Origin of the sequence: Massilia sp. WG5 (genome assembly GCF_001412595.2) — a bacterium.
Lineage (GTDB): Bacteria > Pseudomonadota > Gammaproteobacteria > Burkholderiales > Burkholderiaceae_D > Telluria.
Window position 1 is genome coordinate 4,638,210 of the sequence record NZ_CP012640.2, and the last position, 20,927, is coordinate 4,659,136.

Genomic DNA, 20,927 nt, shown 5'->3' on the forward strand with positions numbered 1-20,927 from the left:
GCCAGAATTGAAAATAAGGGAATCACATGTTGAAGAAAACTGTCTTGGTTCATGCTCTGGCGCTTGCATTTGGGGGAATGGCGCTGACCGTGGGCATGATCGAGCCTGCAATGGCGCAGTCGAACGCATCCGGTACCGTGTACGGTAAAGTCGCGGGCGGTGGTGGAGATACCATCGTCCTCAAGAACAATGGTACCAACGCAACCCGTACCGTTACCGTCGATACGGCGGGTAATTTCCGTGCGACCAGCCTGCCGATCGGCACCTACACCGTCACCCTGGCCAAGGGTGGCAATACCATCGGCACCACCCAGGTCGAAGTCCTGGCCGGCCAGGGTGTCGAAGCGGCCTTCGCAGCAGCCGGCGGCGTGCAAACCGTGCAGGTGACCGGCCGCCGCGCCCGCATCGACGTGTCGAGCTCGGTCAACGGCGCCACCTTCACCGCGCGTGAACTCGACAAGCTGCCGATCGGCCGCAACGTCGATTCGATCATCCAGCTGGCCCCGAACACCACCCGCAGCGACCCGAGCTACGGCGCCGGCGCCAGCTTCGGCGGCGGCGCGGCAACCGAGAATGCCTACTACATCAACGGCATGGTCGTCACCAACCCGCTGACCGGCCTGGGTTCCTCGGAACTGCCGTTCGGCGCGATCGCCCAGGCGCAGGTCCTGACCGGCGGCTACGGCGTCGAATTCGGCCGTTCGATCGGCGGCGTGGTCAACATCACCACCAAATCCGGCACCAACACCTGGGAAGCCGGCGCCTACGCCTCGATCACCCCGTCCTCGACCCGCGCCAAGTACCGCGACCAGTACTACGCGAACACCGGCGCCTTCCCGGACACCGACAACACCCTCTACCTGCGCCGTTCGCAGAACGAAGTGTCGCAGAAGCAGTACTCGGCCTACGTGGGCGGTCCGCTGATCAAGGACACCCTGTTCGGCTTCGTCTCGCTGGAGCAGACCAAGGGCGACTCGCACCAGGTCGTCGGCGCCACCAGCTCCAGTGTCCTGGGCACCTCGGGCTGGCGTGATGCAGAAACCAAGACCAAGCGCTACTACGGCAAGCTGGACTGGAACATCAACGACAACCATCGCCTGGAATTCACGAGCATCGGCGACCTGCCGGAGTCGGATTACAGCTACCGTTCCTACGACTACGCCACCGGCGCCGTCGGCTCGACCGTCAACACCTCGAACCACCAGGAATTCGGCCCGGCCCAGAACAACGGCGGCAAGCTGAACAGCCTGCGCTACATCGGCAACATCACCGAAAACCTGACCATCAATGGCCTGTACGGCAAGATGAAGTCGGAACACATCTACAGCCCGTCGGGCTACGATCCGACCCTGGCGCAGGTGTCGGCCGCAGCGGCCAACCGCTATCCTGGCTTCAACTACGTGGCCGGCCAGAAGGTCACCGGCACGGTGCCGCTGAGCGGCTCGAGCGATGAAATCGAATCGAAGCGCCTGGACCTGGAATACAAGCTGGGCAACCACACCCTGCGCGCCGGCCTGGACAACAACAAGATCGTCACCAAGGATGCCGGCGTCGGCTATGCCGGCGGCAGCCTCTGGCAATACCAGAAGACCTCCACCCTCGACACGCCGCTGGTGGTGTCGGGCGGCGTCCTGCCGGCGCCGCTGAGCAGCTACGGCGGCATCGCGGCCCAGGGTTACTATGTCCGCAACATCGTCTACCAGACCTATTCGAACGCTTATGCCGGCCAGGACGCCCAGTACCTGGAAGACCGCTGGCAGGTAACCAAGGACCTGCTGGTGACCGCCGGCGTGCGTCGCGAAGGCTTCTACAACGCCAACCAGGACGGCACCAAGTACATCGAGATGAAGAACCAGTGGCTGCCGCGCCTGAACGCGTCGTGGGACGTGAACGGCGACAGCTCGTTCAAGGTCTACGGCAGCGCCGGCCGCTACACCGTGCCGATCCCGAGCTCGGTCGCACTGCGCGGCGCCAACGGTTCGAAGTACACCTTCCAGTACTACACCTACACCGGCACCGACGCGAACGGCCTGCCGACCGGCACCACCCAGCTGACCGCCCCGGTGTCGAACAACAACGAGTATGGCCAGGCCAAGGATCCGAAGACCGTCGCCGCGCAGGGCATGAAGCCTGCGTACCAGGACGAGATCACGCTGGGCTTCGACCGCCAGCTGACGCCGGACTACACCTTCGGCGTGATGTTCACCTACCGCAAGCTGAAATCGACCATCGACGACCTGTGCGATTCGCGCGCGTTCGACGCCTATGCCGCGCGTAACAACATCGACACCTCGAACTACGCCGGCTTCGGTTGCGCCACGTTCAACCCGGGCGAGGACAACAACTTCCTGGTCGACTATGCGGGCAACGGCACCTACACCAACGTACACCTGAGCAAGGCCGACCTGGGCTTCGACAAGCCGTCGCGTACCTATGCGGCGCTGGACTTCAGCTTCGAGCACCCGTACCGCAACGGCTGGTGGGCGCGCGTGACCTACACCCTGTCGCGCAACAAGGGCAATACCGAAGGCCAGACCCTGTCGGATACCTCCACCGCCCAGGCCGACGTCGCCGCGACCCAGACCTGGGACTACCCGGAGCAGATGATCGGCGCGAATGGCCTGCTGCCGAACGACCGCACGCACCAGATCAAGGCCTTCGGTTTCTACGACCTGACGCCTGAATGGACCGTCGGCGGCAACCTGCTGCTGGCATCCGGTCGTCCGCGTTCCTGCTTCGGTACCGATCCGCTGCACCGTGGCGGCGACTACAGCAGCGCTGCGCACTACTGCTTCGGCGATGTGGCCGAAAACAACGTGCTCTCGCCGCGTGGCAGCCTCGGCCGCCTGGGTTGGGAAAAGACCGTCGACCTGAACCTGGTCTACAAGCCGAAGCTCGTACAAGGCCTGGCGCTGCGCATGGACGTCTATAACGTGTTCAATAGCCAGACCGTCACGAAGGTGGACGAGGAGTACAACAGCGACTCCGCACGTGTCGCCACGTACGAAATGCCGACCTTCTTCACCGCGCCGCGTTCGATGAAGTTCAGCGCCGAGTACAACTACAAGTTCAAGTAATCGGATTTGTGGCCTGAGCCCGCCGCCAGCGCGGCGGGCTTGCGAAGCCCACGGTTCGCCGTGGGTTTTTTCTTTATCTATATCAGTCGGCAGCCCAGACCGCGTTCAGCGTCGCCAGCGCCGCCAGCCCGGCGGTCTCGGTGCGCAGCACGCGCGGGCCCATCGACAGGGCCAGCGCGCCATGCGTCAGCGCCATCTCTTCCTCCTGCGGGCTGAAGCCGCCCTCCGGGCCGATCACGAAGCTCACCGCCTGCGGCCTGGTCGCGCGCGCCCAGCCGGCCAGCGACTGCGTCGCGCGCGGCGACAGCAGGATACGCGGCTCCTGCGCCGGCTGCGCGATCCAGCGTCCGAAGTCCTGCAGCGGCGCCAGCCGCGCCAGCCGGTTGCGCCCGCTCTGCTCGGAGGCGGCGATGATCACGCCTTCCCAGTGCGCCTGGCGTTTGTCGGCGCGCTCGCCCGACAATTTGACCACCGAGCGCGCCGCCGCCAGCGGCTGGATGCTTGACACGCCCAGTTCGACCGCCTTCTCGACGATCCAGTCCATCTTGCTGCTACCCTCGGGCAGGCCCTGGGCCAGCGTGACGGCATAGGGGAGTTCGACGTCGACCGCTTCCACGGCGACGACTTCCGCGCTGGCGCGGCGTTTGCCGATCTCGCGCAGGCGCGCGCGCGCCTGGCCGCCTTCGCCGTTGAACAGCACGACCTCGTCCCCCGGCTGCTGGCGCACGACGTGCAGGTGATGGGCGACGCTGTCCGGCAGGTCGACGATGGCGCCGGCGAGGAGCGGCTGGGGGCAGTAAAAACGTGGCATGGACGGCAAGGGATAGAGAAGACAGACCGGCATTTTAAGGCGTCGCTGGTGTCCTCTGGTAAAATACCCGGTTAAGGCCAGCTTGTGCGCCCACCGCTTCCCAATCCTCAGACTCACCACATTCAGATGAAACCTCTGCAAACCACCACCCTGATGGCCAACGCGATCCGCGCGCTGGCGATGGACGCCGTCCAGAAAGCAAATTCCGGCCACCCGGGCATGCCGATGGGCATGGCCGAGATGGCCGTTGCGCTGTGGGATGGCCACTATCGCCACAACCCGACCAATCCGGGCTGGATGAACCGCGACCGCTTCCTGCTCTCGAACGGCCACGGTTCGATGCTGCACTACGCGCTGCTGCACCTGTCGGGCTACGACCTGTCGATGGACGACCTGCGCAACTTCCGCCAGATGCACTCGAAGACCCCGGGCCACCCGGAAGTCCACATCACCCCGGGCGTGGAAACCACCACCGGTCCGCTGGGCCAGGGCATCGCCAACTCGGTCGGCATGGCGCTGGCCGAGTGGCTGCTGAGCAAGGAATTCAACCGTCCGGGCTTCGACATCGTCGACCACCACACCTACGCCTTCCTCGGCGACGGCTGCCTGATGGAAGGCATCTCGCACGAAGTGGCTTCGCTGGCCGGCACCCTGCGCCTGAACAAGCTGATCTGGCTGTATGACGACAACGGCATCTCGATCGACGGTAAAGTCGAAGGCTGGTTCACCGACAACACCCCGCAGCGCTTCGAAGCCTACGGCTGGAACGTGATCCCGGACGTCGACGGCCACAGCGTCGAAGCCGTGGATGCGGCGATCGCCAAGGCCAAGACCTCGGACCGTCCGACCCTGATCTGCTGCAAGACCATCATCGGCAAGGGTTCGCCGAACCTGCAGGGCGGCGACAAGGTACACGGCGCCGCGCTGGGCGAGAAGGAAGTCGCCGCGGTGCGCGAGCACCTCGTGTGGGACGCGATCCCGTTCGACATCCCGGCCCCGATCTACGAAGCCTGGGACCAGAAGCAGAAGGGCGCCGAGGCCGAAGGCCAGTGGAACAAGCTGTTCGACGGCTACCGCGCGGAGTATCCGGAAATGGCCGCCGAATTCGAGCGCCGCATGAAGGGCGAGCTGCCGGGCAAGTTCGAGGAAGCCCTGGCCGCCGCCGTCGCCGCGACCGTGGAGAAGAAGGAAACCATCGCTACCCGCAAGGCCAGCCAGAACGCGATCCAGGCCCTGGCGCCGGTACTGCCGGAATTCCTGGGCGGCTCGGCCGACCTGACCGGCTCGAACCTGACCAACTGGAAGGAATCGGTCGCGGTGCGCTCGGGCACCCCGGGTAACCACATCAACTACGGCGTGCGCGAATTCGGCATGGCCGCGATGATGAACGGTATCGCCCTGCATGGCGGCTACATCCCGTTCGGCGCGACCTTCCTGACCTTCTCGGACTACAGCCGCAACGCGCTGCGCATGGCCGCGCTGATGAAGATCCGTTCGCTGTTCGTGTTCACCCACGACTCGATCGGCCTGGGCGAAGACGGCCCGACCCACCAGTCGGTCGAGCACGTGTCCTCGCTGCGCCTGATCCCGAACCTGGACAACTGGCGTCCGTGCGACACCACCGAGTCGATGGTGGCCTGGGGCGAAGCGCTCAAGCGCAAGGATGGCCCGGCGACCCTGATCTTCTCGCGCCAGAACCTGCCGTACATGGAGCGTGACGCATCCACCGTCGCCGGCATCGCCAAGGGCGGCTACATCCTGCGCGACGCCGCCAATCCGCGCGCCGTGCTGATCGCCACCGGTTCGGAAGTCGAGCTGGCCGTGAACGCCGCCGCGACCCTGGCCGGCCAGGGCATCGCCGTGCGCGTCGTCTCGATGCCGTCGACCGACGTGTTCGACCGCCAGGACGCCGCCTACAAGCAGGCCGTCCTGGGCAAGGGCATCCCGCGCGTGGCGATCGAGGCCGGCGTGACCGACTTCTGGTACAAGTACGTGGGCCTGGAAGGCGCCGTGGTCGGCATCGACACCTTCGGCGAATCGGCCCCGGCGCCGGTGCTGTTCAAGCACTTCGGCTTCACCGTCGAGAACGTCGTCGGCAAGGTCAAGTCCGTGCTGGCCTAAGGTTTGACCTACCGCCGCACGGACCTGGAGACGATCCGTGCGGCAGGTTTTTCGCGCTATGCTTCGACGATAAGATTTTTTTCAATCAGGAGTAGACAATGACGATCAAAGTAGCAATCAACGGCTATGGCCGCATCGGCCGCAACGTGCTGCGCGCTTTCTACGAAGGCGGCAAGAAGCAGGACATCCAGATCGTGGCGATCAACGATCTCGGCAACGCCGAGCACAACGCCCACCTGACCCGTTACGACACCACCCACGGTAAGTTCCCGGGTACCGTCGTGGTCGAAGGCGACACCATGATCGTCAACGGCGACAAGATCCGCGTGTTCGCGCAGCGTAACCCGGCCGAAATCCCGTGGGGCGAGCTGGGCGTGGACGTGGTGCTGGAGTGCACCGGCTTCTTCACCACCAAGGAAAAGGCATCGGCCCACCTGAAGGGCGGCGCCAAGAAGGTCATCATCTCGGCCCCGGGCGGCAAGGATGTCGACGCCACCATCGTGTTCGGCGTGAACCAGGACGTGCTGAAGAGCACCGACACCGTGATCTCGAACGCTTCCTGCACCACCAACTGCCTGGCCCCGCTGGTCAAGCCGCTGAACGATACCATCGGCCTGGAGAACGGCCTGATGACCACCGTGCACGCCTACACCAACGACCAGGTGCTGACCGACGTGATGCACGAAGACCTGCGCCGCGCCCGTTCGGCCACCCAGTCGATGATCCCGACCAAGACCGGCGCCGCCGCCGCGGTCGGCCTGGTGCTGCCGGAACTGAACGGCAAGCTGGACGGCTACGCGATCCGCGTGCCGACCATCAACGTCTCGATCGTCGACCTGTCCTTCATCGCCAAGCGCGACACGACCGTCGAGGAAATCAACAAGATCATGAAGGACGCCTCGGAAGGCGCGTTGAAGGGCATCCTGACCTACAACACCGAGCCGCTGGTGTCGGTCGACTTCAACCACAACCCGGCATCGTCGAACTTCGACGCCACCCTGACCAAGGTCTCGGGCCGCCTGGTGAAGGTCTCGTCCTGGTACGACAACGAGTGGGGTTTCAGCAACCGCATGCTGGATACCACCGTGGCGCTGATGAACGCGAAGTAATCGGGTTCGGCACCAACAAAAAACGCTCCTTCGGGAGCGTTTTTTTTCGGGCGGCTTATTTCTTCTTCGGCCAGGGCGTCAGGATCTCGAAACCGTCCCTGGTTACCGCGATCATGTGTTCCCACTGCGCCGACAGCGATTTGTCGGCCGTGACCACGGTCCAGCCGTCGTCGAGCTGCTCGACGTCGGCCTCGCCGGCGTTCAGCATCGGCTCGACGGTGAAGGTCATGCCTTCCTTCAGCAGCAGGCCGGTGTTCGGGCGGCCGTAGTGCAGCACCTGCGGGTCTTCGTGGTAGACGCGGCCGATGCCGTGGCCGCAGTATTCGCGCACCACCGAGTAGCCGGCCTTCTCGGCCAGGGTCTGGATCGCGTGGCCGACGTCGCCCAGGCGCGCGCCCGGCTTCACCACGCGGATCCCGGCCATCATCGCATCGAAGGTGGTGTCGACCAGGCGCTTTGCCTCGGGGGAGGGGGCGCCGGCGAAGTACATGCGGCTGGTGTCGCCGTGCCAGCCGTCCTTGATCACGGTGACGTCGATGTTGACGATGTCGCCGTCCTTCAGGACCTCCTGCTCGCTCGGGATGCCATGGCAGACCACCCCGTTCACCGAGGTGCACAGGGTCTTCGGGAAGCCGTGGTAGCCGACGTTCGCGGGCGTTGCCTTCTGCACCTTGCGGATGTATTCGTTGCAGCGCCGGTCCAGCTCCTCGGTGGAGACGCCGGGCTGGACGTGTTCGGAAATCATTTCCAGCACTTCGGCGGCCAGGCGGCCGGCGACGCGCATCTTGGCAATGTCTTTGTCGTTCTTGAGTTTGATAACCATGGTAATTTCGTTTCGCTTTGACCGCTCATGATACCCGGTCAAATGAAAAAATGCCCGCCGGGCGAACCCGGCGGGCATCGGTCAAGTGCTGTTCAGGCAGCCCTTGCGGGCCGCATGATCAGAACTGCTGGTTGTAGCGGACGTAGACGAAGCGGTCGATCGGCAGGTTGGCATCGACAGCCGACGAGGAAGCAGCACCCAGGATGGTAGTGCGCGGCTGCTTGTCGAAGATGTTGTTGGCGCCGACCATGATCTGGCCCTTCCAAGGCGTCTTGTAGGACACGCTCATGTCGTTGTAGACCATTGCGCCCATCTTGTTGTAGTTCGTGCCCCAGGCCGCGGTGCCGCCCGGGTTCGAGCATTCGACGGTCTTGCTGTAGCACTTGTCCTTGAGGCCGCCGAAGAAGCGGGCGGTCCAGGTTGCGCTCCAGTTGCCCAGGTTCCAGTCGAGCGACAGGTTCGACTTGGCACGGTACAGGGCGTAGCCGCCGTCGTATTCGCCCAGGGTGCTGCTCCACTCGGCGGTTTCGTCGGCCTTGCTGCGGTACTTGGTCACGAAGGTCGAATCCGAACGCAGGCCGAACTGGCCGTATTGGCCGCGCGGGAAGCGGTACGAGAACGACAGGTCGTAGCCTTCGGTTTCCAGCGCGCCCAGGTTGGCGTTGCCGCGTGCCAGGCTGACGATCTGGCCGGTGATCGGATCACGCTTGATCGCGTTGCAGAACGACTGCACGCCCTGCACGTAGCAGTACTCGGCGACCTGGGTTGCCGTAATGCCCGAGATCAGGTTGTTGACCTTGATGTTGTACCAGTCCAGCGAGCCGGAGAAGCCCGGCAGCCACGACGGGCTGTAGACGAAGCCGATGGTCTTGGTCTTGGCGCGTTCCGGCTGCAGCGCGGCATTGCCGGCGCCGGCCATGAACGCGGACGCGCTCTGCGCGCCGCCCGAATCGCCGATCGGGGCGCCGGTCTGGTCCAGCTGGCGGAAGTTCGGGCCTGCGCCGGCTGCGGAGCAGCGGGCGTCGACGCCTGCGGCGCCACGCACGCCATACACGCTGTCGCACGGGTCCATGTAGGTGTCGAAGGTCTGCTGGCCGCCGCCGAAGGTATCGCCAACGGTCGGCGCGCGGAAGCCCTGGGCGTAGGTGCCACGCACCAGCACGTCCTTGATCGGCTTCCACATGAAGCTGGCCTTGCTGTTGGTGGTGTTGCCGAAGTTGCTGTAGTCGGAGTAGCGGGTCGCCAGGTCGACGCTCAGCAGATCGGCGAAGGCAACGCCCTTCAGGATCGGGATGTTGGTCTCGAGGTAGGCTTCACGCACCGAGTAACGGCCGCGGGTCGGATTGCCTGCCAGGTCGGTCGAGTAGCCCGACTGCTCGAACTGGCCCGGCACGTCGTAGCCGCGTACTTCGCGATGTTCCAGGCCGCCCGCCACGCCCAGCATACCGGCCGGCAGCTGCAGCAGTTCGCCGCCGATGTTGGCGGTCGCGCTGTTGATGGTGCTGCCATAGGTCGCCTGGCCGGTCGACATGATGTAGTTGATGGCATCCTGGCCGTTGGTGCCCGGGCCGCCGATCATGTTGAACGGCTGGCATTCGGACAGCGCGATCGGGGAGTCCGGGGTACCGCACTGGACCACGCCGCTGGCATTCATGAAGGACGGGCCCAGGGCCTTCTTCAGGTTCAGCAGGTTGACGTTGCCGGTGCCGTAGGTGGTGCCGCGCACCGCGCTGTGGTTGTAGCCGACGTCCCAGTTCCAGGCCTTGCCGCGCACTTCGAAGTTGCCCGACAGGGTTGCATCGACGTGGAAGGTGCGGTTTTCGTTTTCGGTCACGCGCGGCACTTCGATGGTGCGGCGGTAGAAGTACAGGTCTTGACCGAAGCCGTTCCAGTAGCTGTTCTTGTCGATATAGACCGGGTAGGTCGACTGGCTTTCGCTGTTCAGCGGATAGCCTGCGATCTGGGCAGTCGACGAACGCTGCGAGTACATCGCGGTCGTGCTGAACTGCATGTCGTACGGCAGTTCGATGGTGCCCTTGGTGAACAGCGTGTCGAGCTTGTTCGGCATCTGGAACATCATCTGCGAGGCGCTGTTGAAGTTGTCCTCCGGACGGCCATCCCAGTCGTGGTAATTGGCCGGGTTGCGCGGATCTGCGCCGACGCCGATGCCGTTGCCGCCCTGGCCGCCAGTGTGGTTCAGGACGGAGTCGAACGAGAAGCTGCCGTCGGAGGGGCCCACTTCGCCCCACGGGCCGACGCCCAGGCCGGCGGTCTTGTGATTCGGACCCTTCGGATACTTGGTGATTTCGCGGTCGCGCGCCCACACGGTGCCCTGCTCGGTGTGCGACAGGCCGAACATCAGCGAGGTCTTGTCGCTGTTGGCGCCGTAGCTGATCGAGAAGTCCTTGTTGCGGCCATCGCCCTTGTCCAGTGCACCGGTGTAGATGCTCAGCTGGCCGCCTTCGAGGCGCTTCTTCAGGATGATGTTGACCACGCCGGCGATCGCGTCCGAACCGTAGATCGAGGAGGCGCCATCTTTGAGGATCTCGATGCGCTCGATCATCGACGACGGGATCGTCGACATGTCGGTGAAGCCGTCGACGGTCTGGGTCCAGCGCTTGCCGTCCACCAGGACCAGCAGGCGGTTCGAGCCCAGGTTGCGCAGGCTGATGTACTGGCCGCCGTTTTCACGATTCGAGGTCAGCGAACCGCCGCGGTCGAAGTCCGGCGTGCCGGCGGACGAGAGCTGGTTCAGAATGTCGCCCACGGTGACGAGACCCGTTTTCTGAATCTGTTCCTGGGTCATGATCTGGATCGGCTGCGCCGTTTCCAGGTCGACCTGGCGGATACGCGAACCGGTCACTTCGATGCGCTGCATTGCCGGCGCCTGTTGCGGCTGGGCTTCTTGAGCGTAGGCCGCGTGCATCCCGAAAGCAACACCGCCCGCACACATCAGGCGAATCGAACGGGACAAGACTTTTTCCATCATGATTGCAAAACTCCTAGGGTTAGGGCACGGCGGGCTGGGGTACAACCCGGCCGTGAAACACTATGTCGCTGTCGCGACTTATTTAGGAACAATGTACCTGTACATATTTTTCCAAGCTTGCAATAAAATCATTTGAAATGCCGTTTGTCAATATTTTGTGAAGTATGTTTATGCGTGTTGTTTGCGCGCGTAATTACAAACATTCTCCTACTTGACCGAATTTCGATTTTCTATTCGTTAACTTGCAATTTGGATTTTTTTCTGCGTTGACGAAAAGCAGCCCGTGCAGTGTGTCATCGGGATGCCGTTTTGCACAGAAAGCACGACAGGAATGTTGCTGAGACAGGGTTTTTACTTAAAATTTTGTCACATTTCTGCAACGTTCCCGGTCGTTTTACTTGTGGGAAATTTTACGGCCGCGCGGGCGGCGGCCGTGGAGGGATCAAGCGTCGAAGCAGGCGCGCCAGAGCTGTACGACCACCTTCGCATGGGCAGCCACCAGCGACGGGTCGACCCGCGCGTTCTCCTGGCCCTGCAGGCGTACCTGGTGCTGGAGGCGGCGCATGAGGCGGTAGGCGTCGGCGGCCCCATCGGCCAGCGCCGGGTCGATCAGGCCGAGCTCGCCGCACATGCGCAACAGGGCGATATTGCCCTTGTTCGCGGTCAGCTGCGGATGCTGGAAGGCATGCCGCAAGACCAGGTATTGCACGATGAATTCGATGTCGATCATGCCGCCATCGTCGTGCTTCAGGTCGAAACGGTCGCTAAAACTCGGATGGGCGTCGTGCATGCGCCTGCGCATCCTGGCCACTTCGTCGCGCAGTTCGGCCTCGCGCGAACTGCGGTCCTGGCGCAGCACTTCTTCGCGGATTTCCTCGAAGCGCGCGCCGATGGCGGCGTCGCCGGAACAGAAGCGGGCCCGGGTCAGGGCCTGGTGTTCCCAGATCCAGGCCGAGCTGCGCTGGTAGCGTTCGAAGGCGGATACCGAGGACACCAGCATGCCGCTGGCGCCGTCCGGGCGCAGGGCGGTGTCGATGTCGAACAGGATGCCGGCCGGGGTATGCGTGGTCATCCAGGTGATGAAGCGCTGGGCCAGCTTGGCGTAGTTGCCGGGCGCATCCTGGTCGTCGTCGTCGAACAGGAAGATCACGTCCAGGTCGGACACATAGCCCAGCTCCTTGCCGCCCAGCTTGCCGTAGGCGATCACGGCGAAGCGCGGCACTTCGCGGTGGCGCTTGGCGATGGTGAGCCAGGCGCGCTTGACCACCTCGGCCACGATCAGGTCGGCCAGGGCGGACAAATGGTCGGCCAGGCGCTCGACCGAGAGCTCGCCGGCCAGGTCCAGCGCAAGCAGGCGGAACAATTGGGCGTGGTGCGCTTCGCGCAGGATGTCGAGCTGGCGTTCGGTGTCGCCGGCGGCGGCGTCGAGCTGGGCGGCGAGGCTGGCCGCCAGGGCCGGCAGCTCGTCGGCCCCGGTCGCGGCGGCATTGCGGTCGTCCAGCAGCTCGTCCAGCAGGATCGGGTGCTGGGTCAGGAAGGTTGCGGCCCAGCCGCTGGCGTTGATCATGCGGATCACGCGCTCGAGCGTGTGCGGGTACTCGGTCAGCAGCGACAGGTAGGCCGAGCGCCGCGCGATCGCCTCGAAGAAGTCGAGCAGGCGCCCGAGGGTGGCGGCATGGCTGCCCAGGCCCGCATCGCGCACCACCGCGGCGATCTGCGGCAGCGCCATGTTGACCAGCGCCGCCAGGCGGTTGCGGCTGGCGTCGGGCAGGGTCTGCAGGCGCGGCGCCTGCCAGGTCGCGATCAGGCGCGCGGCCGCTTCTTCCGGCCGGTCGAAGCCGAGGGCGGTCAGCTGCTGGGCGATCGCCTCGCCATTCTCCGGGTCGCTCATCGCGGCGGCCGGATCGATCGCTTCGGCGTCGCCCGACCTGTCGGCCGACTTTTCGGCGAAGATGGCGTCGAACTGCGCCGCCACGTAGGCGCGCCGCTCGTCCAGCCGCGCCAGCAGCGTGGCCTCGTCAGGCAGGCCCATCATCTGCGCCACCGCCAGCCGGTCTTCCTTCGAGGCGGGCAGGGTATGGGTCTGCGCGTCCTCCAGGTATTGCAGACGGTGTTCGAGGTTGCGCAGGAAGGTGTAGGCCTCCAGCAGGCGCTCGACCGTATCCGGCGGCAGCAGCTCGCGCTCGGCCAGCAGGCGCAGCGTCTGGCGGGTCGAACGCTCGCGCAGCGCCGGGTCGCGTCCGCCGCGGATCAGCTGGAAGACCTGGGCCAGGAATTCGATCTCGCGGATCCCGCCGCGCCCCAGCTTGACGTTGTGGCTGCGTTCCGGGTGCAGCCGCTCCTGGCGGTTGACCTCGGCGCGGATCTGGGCGTGCATGGTGCGGATCGCGTCGATCACGCCGAAGTCGAGATAGCGCCGGAACACGAAGGGACGGACGATCGCGTCCAGGGCCGCGATATCGACCGGGTCGCCGGTGACGGCGCGCGCCTTGACCCAGGCGTAGCGTTCCCACTCGCGGCCCTGGACGATCAGGTAATCCTCGACCATGTTCAGGCTGGCGGCCAGCGGCCCCGACTTGCCGTTCGGGCGCAGCGCCATGTCGACCCGGAAGGTGAAGCCGTCTTCCGTGATCTCCGAGATCGCGGCGATCAGTTTCCGGCCCAGGCGCACGAAGAACTCGTGGTTCGACAGCGAGCGCTGGCCCGCTCCGGCCTGGGTATCGCCGTCTTCCGGATAGACGAAGATCAGGTCGATGTCGGACGACACGTTGAGCTCGCCGCCGCCGTGCTTGCCCATCGCCAGCACCATCATCTGCTGGGGACGGCCGGATTCGGCGCCGATCGGCACCCCGTGGGCGGCCGTCATTTCCGCCATCAGTTCGGCCAGGTGGGACTGCACGGCGAAGTCGGCGAAGCGGCTCATCGCCGTGACGACCTCGTCCAGGTCGGCGCGGCCGTCGAGGTCGCGCTGGATAATGGCGCAGATCAAGAGATTGCGCAGGCGGCGCATGGCGCGGCCCAGCGGCAGCCGGTTTCCATTCGGGCCGGCGCTGGCCTGGACTTCCAGTGCTGCGCCGAAATCGAGGGAGGACAGCGATAATTCGGCCATGGCGGCAAGCTGTCCGGCCCGGGCCGGATCGGCGCCGAGCCAGCGTTGATAAAAGCGTGAGGCGCTTGCAGGGGAGTTCATGGGCGGGTCCAGACGAGTTTTGTACGTTCCGGGAGGCGTGCTATGGGGTAAAATTGCCCGCCATGCTGCCCTGGGTCAGCGTGATGGTAAGGTAGACGCCGCGATCGTTGCAAGCGCTTCTCTTATTCATAAATATTTACGGCGAGCCTACATTTATTAGCATCCTGATGCACAACCCGGAACAGCAGGCCGAACGAGGGGACAAGGACCGGCACGCGGACGACGCGCGTGGCGCGCAGTCCCATGCGTCCGCGCCCCCCGCCGACGCGCAGCAGGCGGGTGCGCACCTGCCGCTGGCGGAGCGCTGGCGCCGGCTGCGCGCGGCCTATCGCTACGCCAACCTGGCTTCGCACCACGTGCTCGGCTTTGCGGTCAAGACCGTCCTGCTGGTCTATTTCGCCTTCATGCTGCTGTTCCTGGCGCTGCGCTGGGCGATCCTGCCGAACATCGACCTGTACAAGCCCGACATCGAACGCGCCGCCAGCCGCGCCCTCGGCAACCAGGTCACGATCTCGCGCGTGTACGCCTCCTGGCGCGGGCTGCATCCGAACCTGTTCCTGGGCGATGTACGCCTGCGCGATCCCCAGGGGCGCCAGCTGCTGGCCCTGCCGTCGGTCTCGGCGACCCTGTCCTGGTGGTCGGTCGTCGCCGCCGAGCCGCGTTTCGACAGCCTCGAAATCAACCGTCCGGAACTCGACGTGCGGCGCACCGCCGACGGCGTGTTCTGGGTGGCCGGCGTGCGCATCGACCCGAACCAGAAGGAAGAAAGCAGCGGCGGCGGCGCCGACTGGCTGCTGCGCCAGCGCGAGATCGTGATCCGCGAAGGCCGGCTGTCCTGGACCGACCAGCTGCGCGCCGCGCCCGTGCTGGAGCTGAGCAACGTCACCATGGCGCTGGAAAACCGCTGGACCGCGCACCGCTTCGCCCTCAAGGCCACGCCGCCGGCCGGCCTCTCCGATCCGCTCGACGTGCGCGTACGCTTCACCCACCCGGCCTTCGGCGCCCGGGCCTCGGATCCCGGCCGCTGGAAAGGCGAGCTGTACGCCGACCTGCGGAATACCGACCTGGCCAGCTGGAAGCAGTACCTCACCTATCCCTTCAACGTCGACACCGGCCGCGGCTCCGTGCGCGCCTGGCTCGGCTTCGACCAGGCCCGCCTGGCCAGCTTCACCGCCGACCTCGCCCTGGCCGGGGTCAGCGCCCGCCTGGCGCCGGACGCGCCGCCGCTGGCCCTGGCGCGGGTGTCCGGGCGCCTGTCGGCGCGCGAGGAAATCAAGCCCGGCGTCGAGGACGGCAAGCCGACCTTCGGCGCGCTCGGCCACAGCATCGGCCTGGAGAACTTCGCGGTCGTGACGCGCGACGGCGTGGTGCTGCCCCCGGCCACGCTGAGCGAAAGCTGGCGTCCGGCCACGGCCGGCAAGCCGGAGCGCTTCCAGGTGCGCGCAGCCCGGGTCGACCTGGGCGCGCTGGCCACGCTGGCGGCCCAGATGCCCTTGAGCCCGCAGCAGCGCGAACTGCTGACCGGACTGGCGCCGCGCGGCCGCCTGCTCGACGTCGACGCCGAATGGGAAGGGCGCTTCCCCAGCCTGCACGCCTACCGGGTGCGCGGCCAGGTCGAAGGCCTCGGCATCGATGCGCTGGCGGCCCAGCCCGGGCGCGCGGCGCTGCCCGGCGTGCGCAACCTGAGCGGCAGCATCGACGCCAGCAACCGCGGCGGCAGCATCAACATCGCTTCCGAGAAGCTGGCGCTGGCACTGCCGGCCTGGTTTGCCGAGCCCGAGATGCCCTTCGACGAACTGGGCCTGCGCGCGCGCTGGTCCTACCCGCAGGCCGACCAGCTGCTGGTCGAGGTCGACGGCTTCGATTTCGTCCAGGGCGGCCTGAAGGGTACGCTGTCGGGCCACCACCTGCTGCCGCTGACCGAGGGCAGGGACGGGATCAAGGGACCGGGCAGCGCCGACTTCACCGGCACCGTCGACGGCTTCGACATCGCCAGCATCGGACGCTGGCTGCCGCTGGTCACGCACGAAGGCCTGCGCGAATGGCTGACCGGGGCGCTGCAGGGCGGCACCCTGCACGACGCCAGGGTGCGCCTGCGCGGCGAGCTGGCCCATTTCCCCTTCCACGCCGGGAATGCGGCGGAGCGTGCGCGCGGTGAATTCCACGTCAGCGGCCGCATCGATAACGGTAAGCTCGACTATGCGCCGGCGCACCGCGCGGCGGACGGCAGGGCGCCGCTGTGGCCGCTGGCCGAGAACATCAACGGCGCCATCGTGTTCGACCGCGCGCGCATGGAGATCCATGCCGACACCGCCCGCACCCTCGGCCTGAGCCTGAACAACGTGACGGCCGTGATCCCGGAACTGGGCGCCCGCGAATCGATGCTCGACATCGATGGCGCCGCCAGCGGCCAGCTGCAGGAATTCCTGCGCTACGTGGCGGCCAGCCCGGTGCTGGAATGGATCGGCAACTTTACCGAAGACACGAAGGCCACCGGCAGTGCGCGCCTGGGCCTGAAGCTGCACCTGCCGCTGGCCGAGCTGCATGCGACCAAGGTCCAGGGCGCGCTGCAGTTGCAGAACAACGACGTGAGCCTGTTCCCGGACCTGCCGCCGATCCAGGCCGCGCTCGGCAAGATCGAGTTTTCCGAACACGGCGTGAACCTGAACGGCATCGGCGCCAGCTTCCTGGGCGGGCCGCTGCAGCTGTCCGGCGGCACCCAACGCGACGGCGCCATCGTGATCCGCATGGCCGGCGCCGCCACCGCCGAGGGCATGCGCGCCACCAGCTCGCTGCCGGCGCTGCAGAGATTCGCGAAACGGCTGTCCGGCGGGACGCGCTTCGGCGGCTCGGTGACGGTGAAGGACCGCCAGACCCAGATCATGCTCGATTCGAACCTGGCCGGCCTCGGCATCGAACTGCCGGCGCCGCTGAACAAGCCCGCCGCCGATGCGCTGCCGCTGCGCTTCACGCTGAACGGCCAGCCGACCGGAGAGAACGGCGTGGCGCACGACGAGATCCGCGTCGCCCTCGGCACGACGATGGCGGCGCGCTACCTCCGTGAACGCCAGCCGCACGGCTCCTGGATCGTCACGCGCGGCGGCATCGGCGTGAACGTCCCGGCGCCCGAGCCGGACAGCGGCATGATGATCAACGTCAGCATGAAGTCGGTCAACGTCGACCGCTGGCTGGCGGTCGCGTCCGCGATCGCCGGCCCGGCCGACGCTTCGCATCCGGGCTCGCCGCAGGCCGCGCTTGAGGCCGGGCAGGGCGGCGGCATGGCCCAGTACGTGATGCCGGACCTGATCGGCGCGCGCACCGGCGAACTGGTGATCGGCGAGCGCACGCTGCACGACGTGGTGGTGGGCGTGTCGCACCAGCCGGGCGTGTGGCAGGCCAGTGTCGATTCGCGCCAGGTCACCGGCTGGGTCACCTGGGATGAAGCCCAGAGCGGCCAGTCGTCGGGAAAAAGCGGGGGCAAGGTCACGGCGCGCCTGGCTTCGCTGGATATCCCGGAATCCTCGGCCAACGAAGTCAAGGACTTGCTGGAAGCGGGCAAGAACCCGGGCGCCGGCATTCCCGGCCTGGACATCGTGGCCGAGCGCTTCGAGCTGTTCGACAAGCAGTTCGGCCGCCTCGAACTCGTCGCCAGCAACGCCCAGGCCCTGGCCGGCGGCGAATGGCGCATCGAGCGCCTGGCGATCACCAATCCGGACGGCCAGCTGAAGGCGAGCGGGCGCTGGCTCACGCGCGACGGGCGCAGCAATACGGCGCTGAACTTCAAGCTCGACATCAGCGACGCCGGCCGCCTGCTGGACCGCCTCGGCTTCCCGGGCACCCTGCGCCGCGGCAAGGGCTCGCTGGCGGGCGACATCTCCTGGGCCGGGCTGCCGTATTCGCTCGACATTCCGAGCCTGTCCGGCCAGGTGCAGATGAACGTCGAAGACGGCCAGTTCCTGAAGAAGGACCCGGGCGCGGCCAAGCTGCTCGGCGTGCTGAGCCTGCAGATGCTGCCGCGCATGCTCAAGCTCGACTTCCACGACGTGTTCTCGGAAGGCCTGGCCTTCGACGGCATCACCGCCAACGCCATGATCTCGCGCGGGGTGGTGCACACCGATAACCTTAAAATGCATGGGGTGGCGGCAACCGTGCTGATGGACGGCACCGCCGACATCGCCAATGAAACGACCAACCTGCACGTGGTGGTGATCCCGGAATTCAACCTGGGCACGGGGCCGCTGGTGTATGCGCTGGCGGTCAACCCCGTGATCGGCATCGGCAGCTTCCTGGCCCAGCTTTTCCTGCGCGCGCCGGTCATGAAGGCCCTGACTTACCACATGCAGGTGACCGGTCCGTGGAAATCGCCGAACGTGACCAAGCTGGATAACCAGGCGGCAAATTCGGCGGCCAATGCGGCGGCGGCCGCCCAGACAGCGAACAAGAAAGGCCAATGATGAGCAAGACGACAGTTGCAGCAGTGCAGATGGTGTCCTCGCCCGAGGTCGGGGAAAATCTCGACACCGCGCGCCGCCTGCTGGCGGAAGCGGCGGACCGCGGCGCGACACTGGTGACCCTGCCGGAATACTGGCCGATCATGGGCATGTCGGACAGCGACAAGGTCGGCCACGCCGAGCAGCCCGGCCACGGCCCGATCCAGGATTTCATGGCGGAGCAGGCGCGCGAGCACGGCTTCTGGCTGATCGGCGGCACCCTGCCGCTGGTGTCCGGTGAAGAGGGCCGGGTGCTCAACACCACCCTGGTCTACGATCCGGAAGGCAAGCCGGCCAGCCGCTACGACAAGATCCACCTGTTCGGCTTCACGCGCGGCCAGGAAAGCTATGACGAGGCCCGCACCATCGTGCCGGGCGAGTCGGTCGGCAGCTTCGAGGCGCCGTTCGGCAGGGTCGGCCTGTCGGTCTGCTACGACCTGCGCTTCCCGGAGCTGTACCGGGCGATGGGGGAAGTCGCGCTGATCGTGGTGCCGGCCGCGTTCACCCACACCACCGGCATGGCGCACTGGGAAGTGCTGCTGCGTGCGCGCGCCATCGAGAACCAGTGCTACGTGCTGGCATCGGCCCAGGGCGGCACCCACCGCAACGGCCGCCGCACCTTCGGCCACAGCATGCTGATCAGTCCCTGGGGCGAGGTGATCAGCCAGCTGCCGGAAGGCGAGGGCGTGGTCAGCGGCGAGATCGACACGGATTTCCTGGCTGAAGTGCGCCAGAGCCTGCCGGCGCTGAAGCATCGCAAGCTCTAACCTAGGGTGGGCGTGCCCACCCTACGCGGCGTGATATGGCACAATGCCTTCTCCTTACCAGAAAGACCTGAACATGACGCCATTCGAACCGAATCTTTCCTCTCTCGCAGTCGCACGCGACGTGCTGTTGACGCCGTTCGGGCTGGACGAAGGCAAGCTCATCACCACGCTCGGAACGATGTTCACGCACAAGGTCGACTATGCCGACCTGTATTTCCAGTTCACCAAGAGCGAAGGCTGGAGCCTGGAAGAAGGCATCGTCAAGAGCGGCAGCTTCTCGATCGACCAGGGCGTCGGCGTGCGCGCCGTGTCCGGCGACAAGACCGCCTTTTCCTATTCCGACGAGATCTCGCAGGCCGCGCTGCTCGACGCCGCCGCGGCCACCCGCACGATCGCGCGCGCCGGCGCCGGCCGCGTCAAGGTCGCCAGCGGCATCCAGCCGAGCGGCGGCCGCTCGCTCTACCTGCCGCACGACCCGCTGAATTCGCTCGACGCCACCGCCAAGGTCAAGCTCCTCGAGCGCGTCGAAAAGATTGCCCGCGCCAAGGATCCGCGCGTGGTGCAGGTAATGGCCGGCCTGGCCGGCGAGTACGACGTGGTGCTGGTGGTGCGCAGCGACGGCGTGCTGGCGGCCGACATCCGCCCGCTGGTGCGCGTGTCCGTCACCGTCATCGCCGAGCAGAACGGCCGGCGCGAGATGGGCTCGTCCGGCGGCGGCGGCCGCTACGACTACAGCTATTTCAGCGACGAGCTGCTCGACCAGTACGCCAGCGAAGCCGTGCAGGCAGCCCTGGTCAACCTCGAAGCGCGCCCGGCCCCGGCCGGCCCGATGACCGTCGTGCTCGGCCCGGGCTGGCCCGGCGTGCTGCTGCACGAGGCGGTCGGCCACGGCCTGGAAGGCGACTTCAACCGCAAGGGCTCGTCCTCGTATTCCGGCATGATCGGCCAGCGCGTCGCCGCCAAGGGCGTGACCGTGGTCGACGACGGCACCCTGCAGGACCGCCGCGGCTCGCTGAATATGGACGACGAGGGCAATCCGACCCAGTGCACCACGCTGATCGAGGACGGTATCCTGAAGGGCTATATCCAGGACACGATGAACGCGCGCCTGATGAAGATGCCGGTCACCGGCAACGCGCGCCGCGAATCCTTCGCCCACCTGCCGATGCCGCGCATGACCAACACCTACATGCTGGCCGGCGACAAGGACCCGCAGGAGATCCTGGCCTCGGTGAAGAACGGCATCTACGCGGTCAATTTCGGCGGCGGCCAGGTCGACATCACCAATGGCAAGTTCGTGTTCTCGGCCAGCGAGGCCTACATGATCGAGGACGGCAAGGTGACCTATCCGGTGAAGGGCGCGACCCTGATCGGCAACGGCCCGGACGTGATGAACCGCATCTCGATGATCGGCAACGACATGCGCCTGGATTCGGGCGTGGGCGTGTGCGGCAAGGAAGGCCAGAGCGTTCCGGTGGGCGTGGGCCAGCCGACCCTGCGTATCGATGGGGTGACCGTCGGCGGTACGGCTTAATTCCTTAGCCTATGCA

General features: G+C 66.1%; 10 protein-coding genes. 6 read left to right on the forward strand and 4 right to left on the reverse strand.

Going from position 1 to position 20,927, the window contains the following annotated elements; all coding sequences use genetic code 11:
- The first annotated feature begins 77 nt into the window (after positions 1-77).
- A complete protein-coding gene (locus AM586_RS20745) occupies positions 78-3,077 on the forward strand; it encodes a TonB-dependent receptor (RefSeq protein WP_047824459.1) in 3,000 nt (999 codons plus the stop codon).
- 82 nt (positions 3,078-3,159) lie between these two features.
- On the opposite strand, the gene AM586_RS20750 is transcribed toward AM586_RS20745, so the two are convergent.
- Complete coding sequence (locus AM586_RS20750) at positions 3,160-3,888, reverse strand: 16S rRNA (uracil(1498)-N(3))-methyltransferase (protein ID WP_047824457.1); 729 nt, start codon at positions 3,886-3,888, stop codon at positions 3,160-3,162.
- 126 nt (positions 3,889-4,014) lie between these two features.
- Here AM586_RS20750 and tkt point away from each other — a divergent pair, with 126 nt between their 5' ends.
- Entirely contained in the window at positions 4,015-6,009 is a 1,995-nt protein-coding gene (gene tkt, locus AM586_RS20755) for a transketolase (RefSeq protein ID WP_047824455.1), read from the forward strand.
- Positions 6,010-6,107: 98 nt separating this feature from the next.
- On the forward strand, positions 6,108-7,118 hold the full coding sequence (gene gap / locus AM586_RS20760; RefSeq protein ID WP_047824453.1) for a type I glyceraldehyde-3-phosphate dehydrogenase: 1,011 nt from the start codon (positions 6,108-6,110) through the stop codon (positions 7,116-7,118).
- 55 nt (positions 7,119-7,173) lie between these two features.
- Here the strand turns inward: gap and map are convergent, their stop codons facing one another.
- The 3 genes from map to glnE all read right to left on the reverse strand — a co-directional run bounded on the left by map (position 7,174) and on the right by glnE (position 14,120).
- Complete coding sequence (gene map / locus AM586_RS20765; RefSeq protein WP_047824451.1) at positions 7,174-7,941, reverse strand: type I methionyl aminopeptidase; 768 nt, start codon at positions 7,939-7,941, stop codon at positions 7,174-7,176.
- A gap of 118 nt (positions 7,942-8,059) precedes the next feature.
- Positions 8,060-10,915 carry a TonB-dependent receptor domain-containing protein gene (locus AM586_RS20770; RefSeq protein WP_229411107.1) on the reverse strand — a complete coding sequence of 952 codons (2,856 nt, stop codon included), beginning with the start codon at positions 10,913-10,915 and terminating at the stop codon, positions 8,060-8,062.
- A 457-nt stretch (positions 10,916-11,372) separates the two neighbouring features.
- Positions 11,373-14,120: a bifunctional [glutamate--ammonia ligase]-adenylyl-L-tyrosine phosphorylase/[glutamate--ammonia-ligase] adenylyltransferase gene (gene glnE / locus AM586_RS20775; RefSeq protein WP_082439423.1), complete on the reverse strand. Its 2,748-nt coding sequence runs from the start codon at positions 14,118-14,120 to the stop codon at positions 11,373-11,375.
- Positions 14,121-14,287: 167 nt separating this feature from the next.
- On the opposite strand from glnE, the gene AM586_RS20780 reads away from it, so the two are divergent.
- The 3 genes from AM586_RS20780 (at position 14,288) to tldD (ending at position 20,911) form a co-directional block, all read left to right on the forward strand.
- Positions 14,288-18,574 carry a YhdP family protein gene (locus tag AM586_RS20780; RefSeq protein WP_082439424.1) on the forward strand — a complete coding sequence of 1,429 codons (4,287 nt, stop codon included), beginning with the start codon at positions 14,288-14,290 and terminating at the stop codon, positions 18,572-18,574.
- A complete protein-coding gene (locus AM586_RS20785) occupies positions 18,574-19,377 on the forward strand; it encodes a carbon-nitrogen hydrolase family protein (protein WP_373887930.1) in 804 nt (267 codons plus the stop codon). Before AM586_RS20780 ends, AM586_RS20785 begins: the two co-directional genes overlap by 1 nt.
- Positions 19,378-19,450: 73 nt before the next feature.
- A complete protein-coding gene (gene tldD / locus AM586_RS20790; protein ID WP_047824739.1) occupies positions 19,451-20,911 on the forward strand; it encodes a metalloprotease TldD in 1,461 nt (486 codons plus the stop codon).
- Positions 20,912-20,927: the final 16 nt, after the last annotated feature.

Bases quoted from the DNA above. Each gene is read 5' to 3' on its own strand.
- AM586_RS20780 (WP_082439424.1), top strand. From the start codon at position 14,288: ATGCACAACCCGGAACAGCAGGCCGAACGAGGGGACAAGGACCGGCAC.
- AM586_RS20750 (WP_047824457.1), bottom strand. From the start codon at position 3,888: ATGCCACGTTTTTACTGCCCCCAGCCGCTCCTCGCCGGCGCCATCGTC.
- tldD (WP_047824739.1), top strand. From the start codon at position 19,451: ATGACGCCATTCGAACCGAATCTTTCCTCTCTCGCAGTCGCACGCGAC.
- AM586_RS20785 (WP_373887930.1), top strand. From the start codon at position 18,574: ATGAGCAAGACGACAGTTGCAGCAGTGCAGATGGTGTCCTCGCCCGAG.
- AM586_RS20745 (WP_047824459.1), top strand. From the start codon at position 78: ATGGCGCTGACCGTGGGCATGATCGAGCCTGCAATGGCGCAGTCGAAC.
- glnE (WP_082439423.1), bottom strand. From the start codon at position 14,120: ATGAACTCCCCTGCAAGCGCCTCACGCTTTTATCAACGCTGGCTCGGC.
- map (WP_047824451.1), bottom strand. From the start codon at position 7,941: ATGGTTATCAAACTCAAGAACGACAAAGACATTGCCAAGATGCGCGTC.
- tkt (WP_047824455.1), top strand. From the start codon at position 4,015: ATGAAACCTCTGCAAACCACCACCCTGATGGCCAACGCGATCCGCGCG.
- gap (WP_047824453.1), top strand. From the start codon at position 6,108: ATGACGATCAAAGTAGCAATCAACGGCTATGGCCGCATCGGCCGCAAC.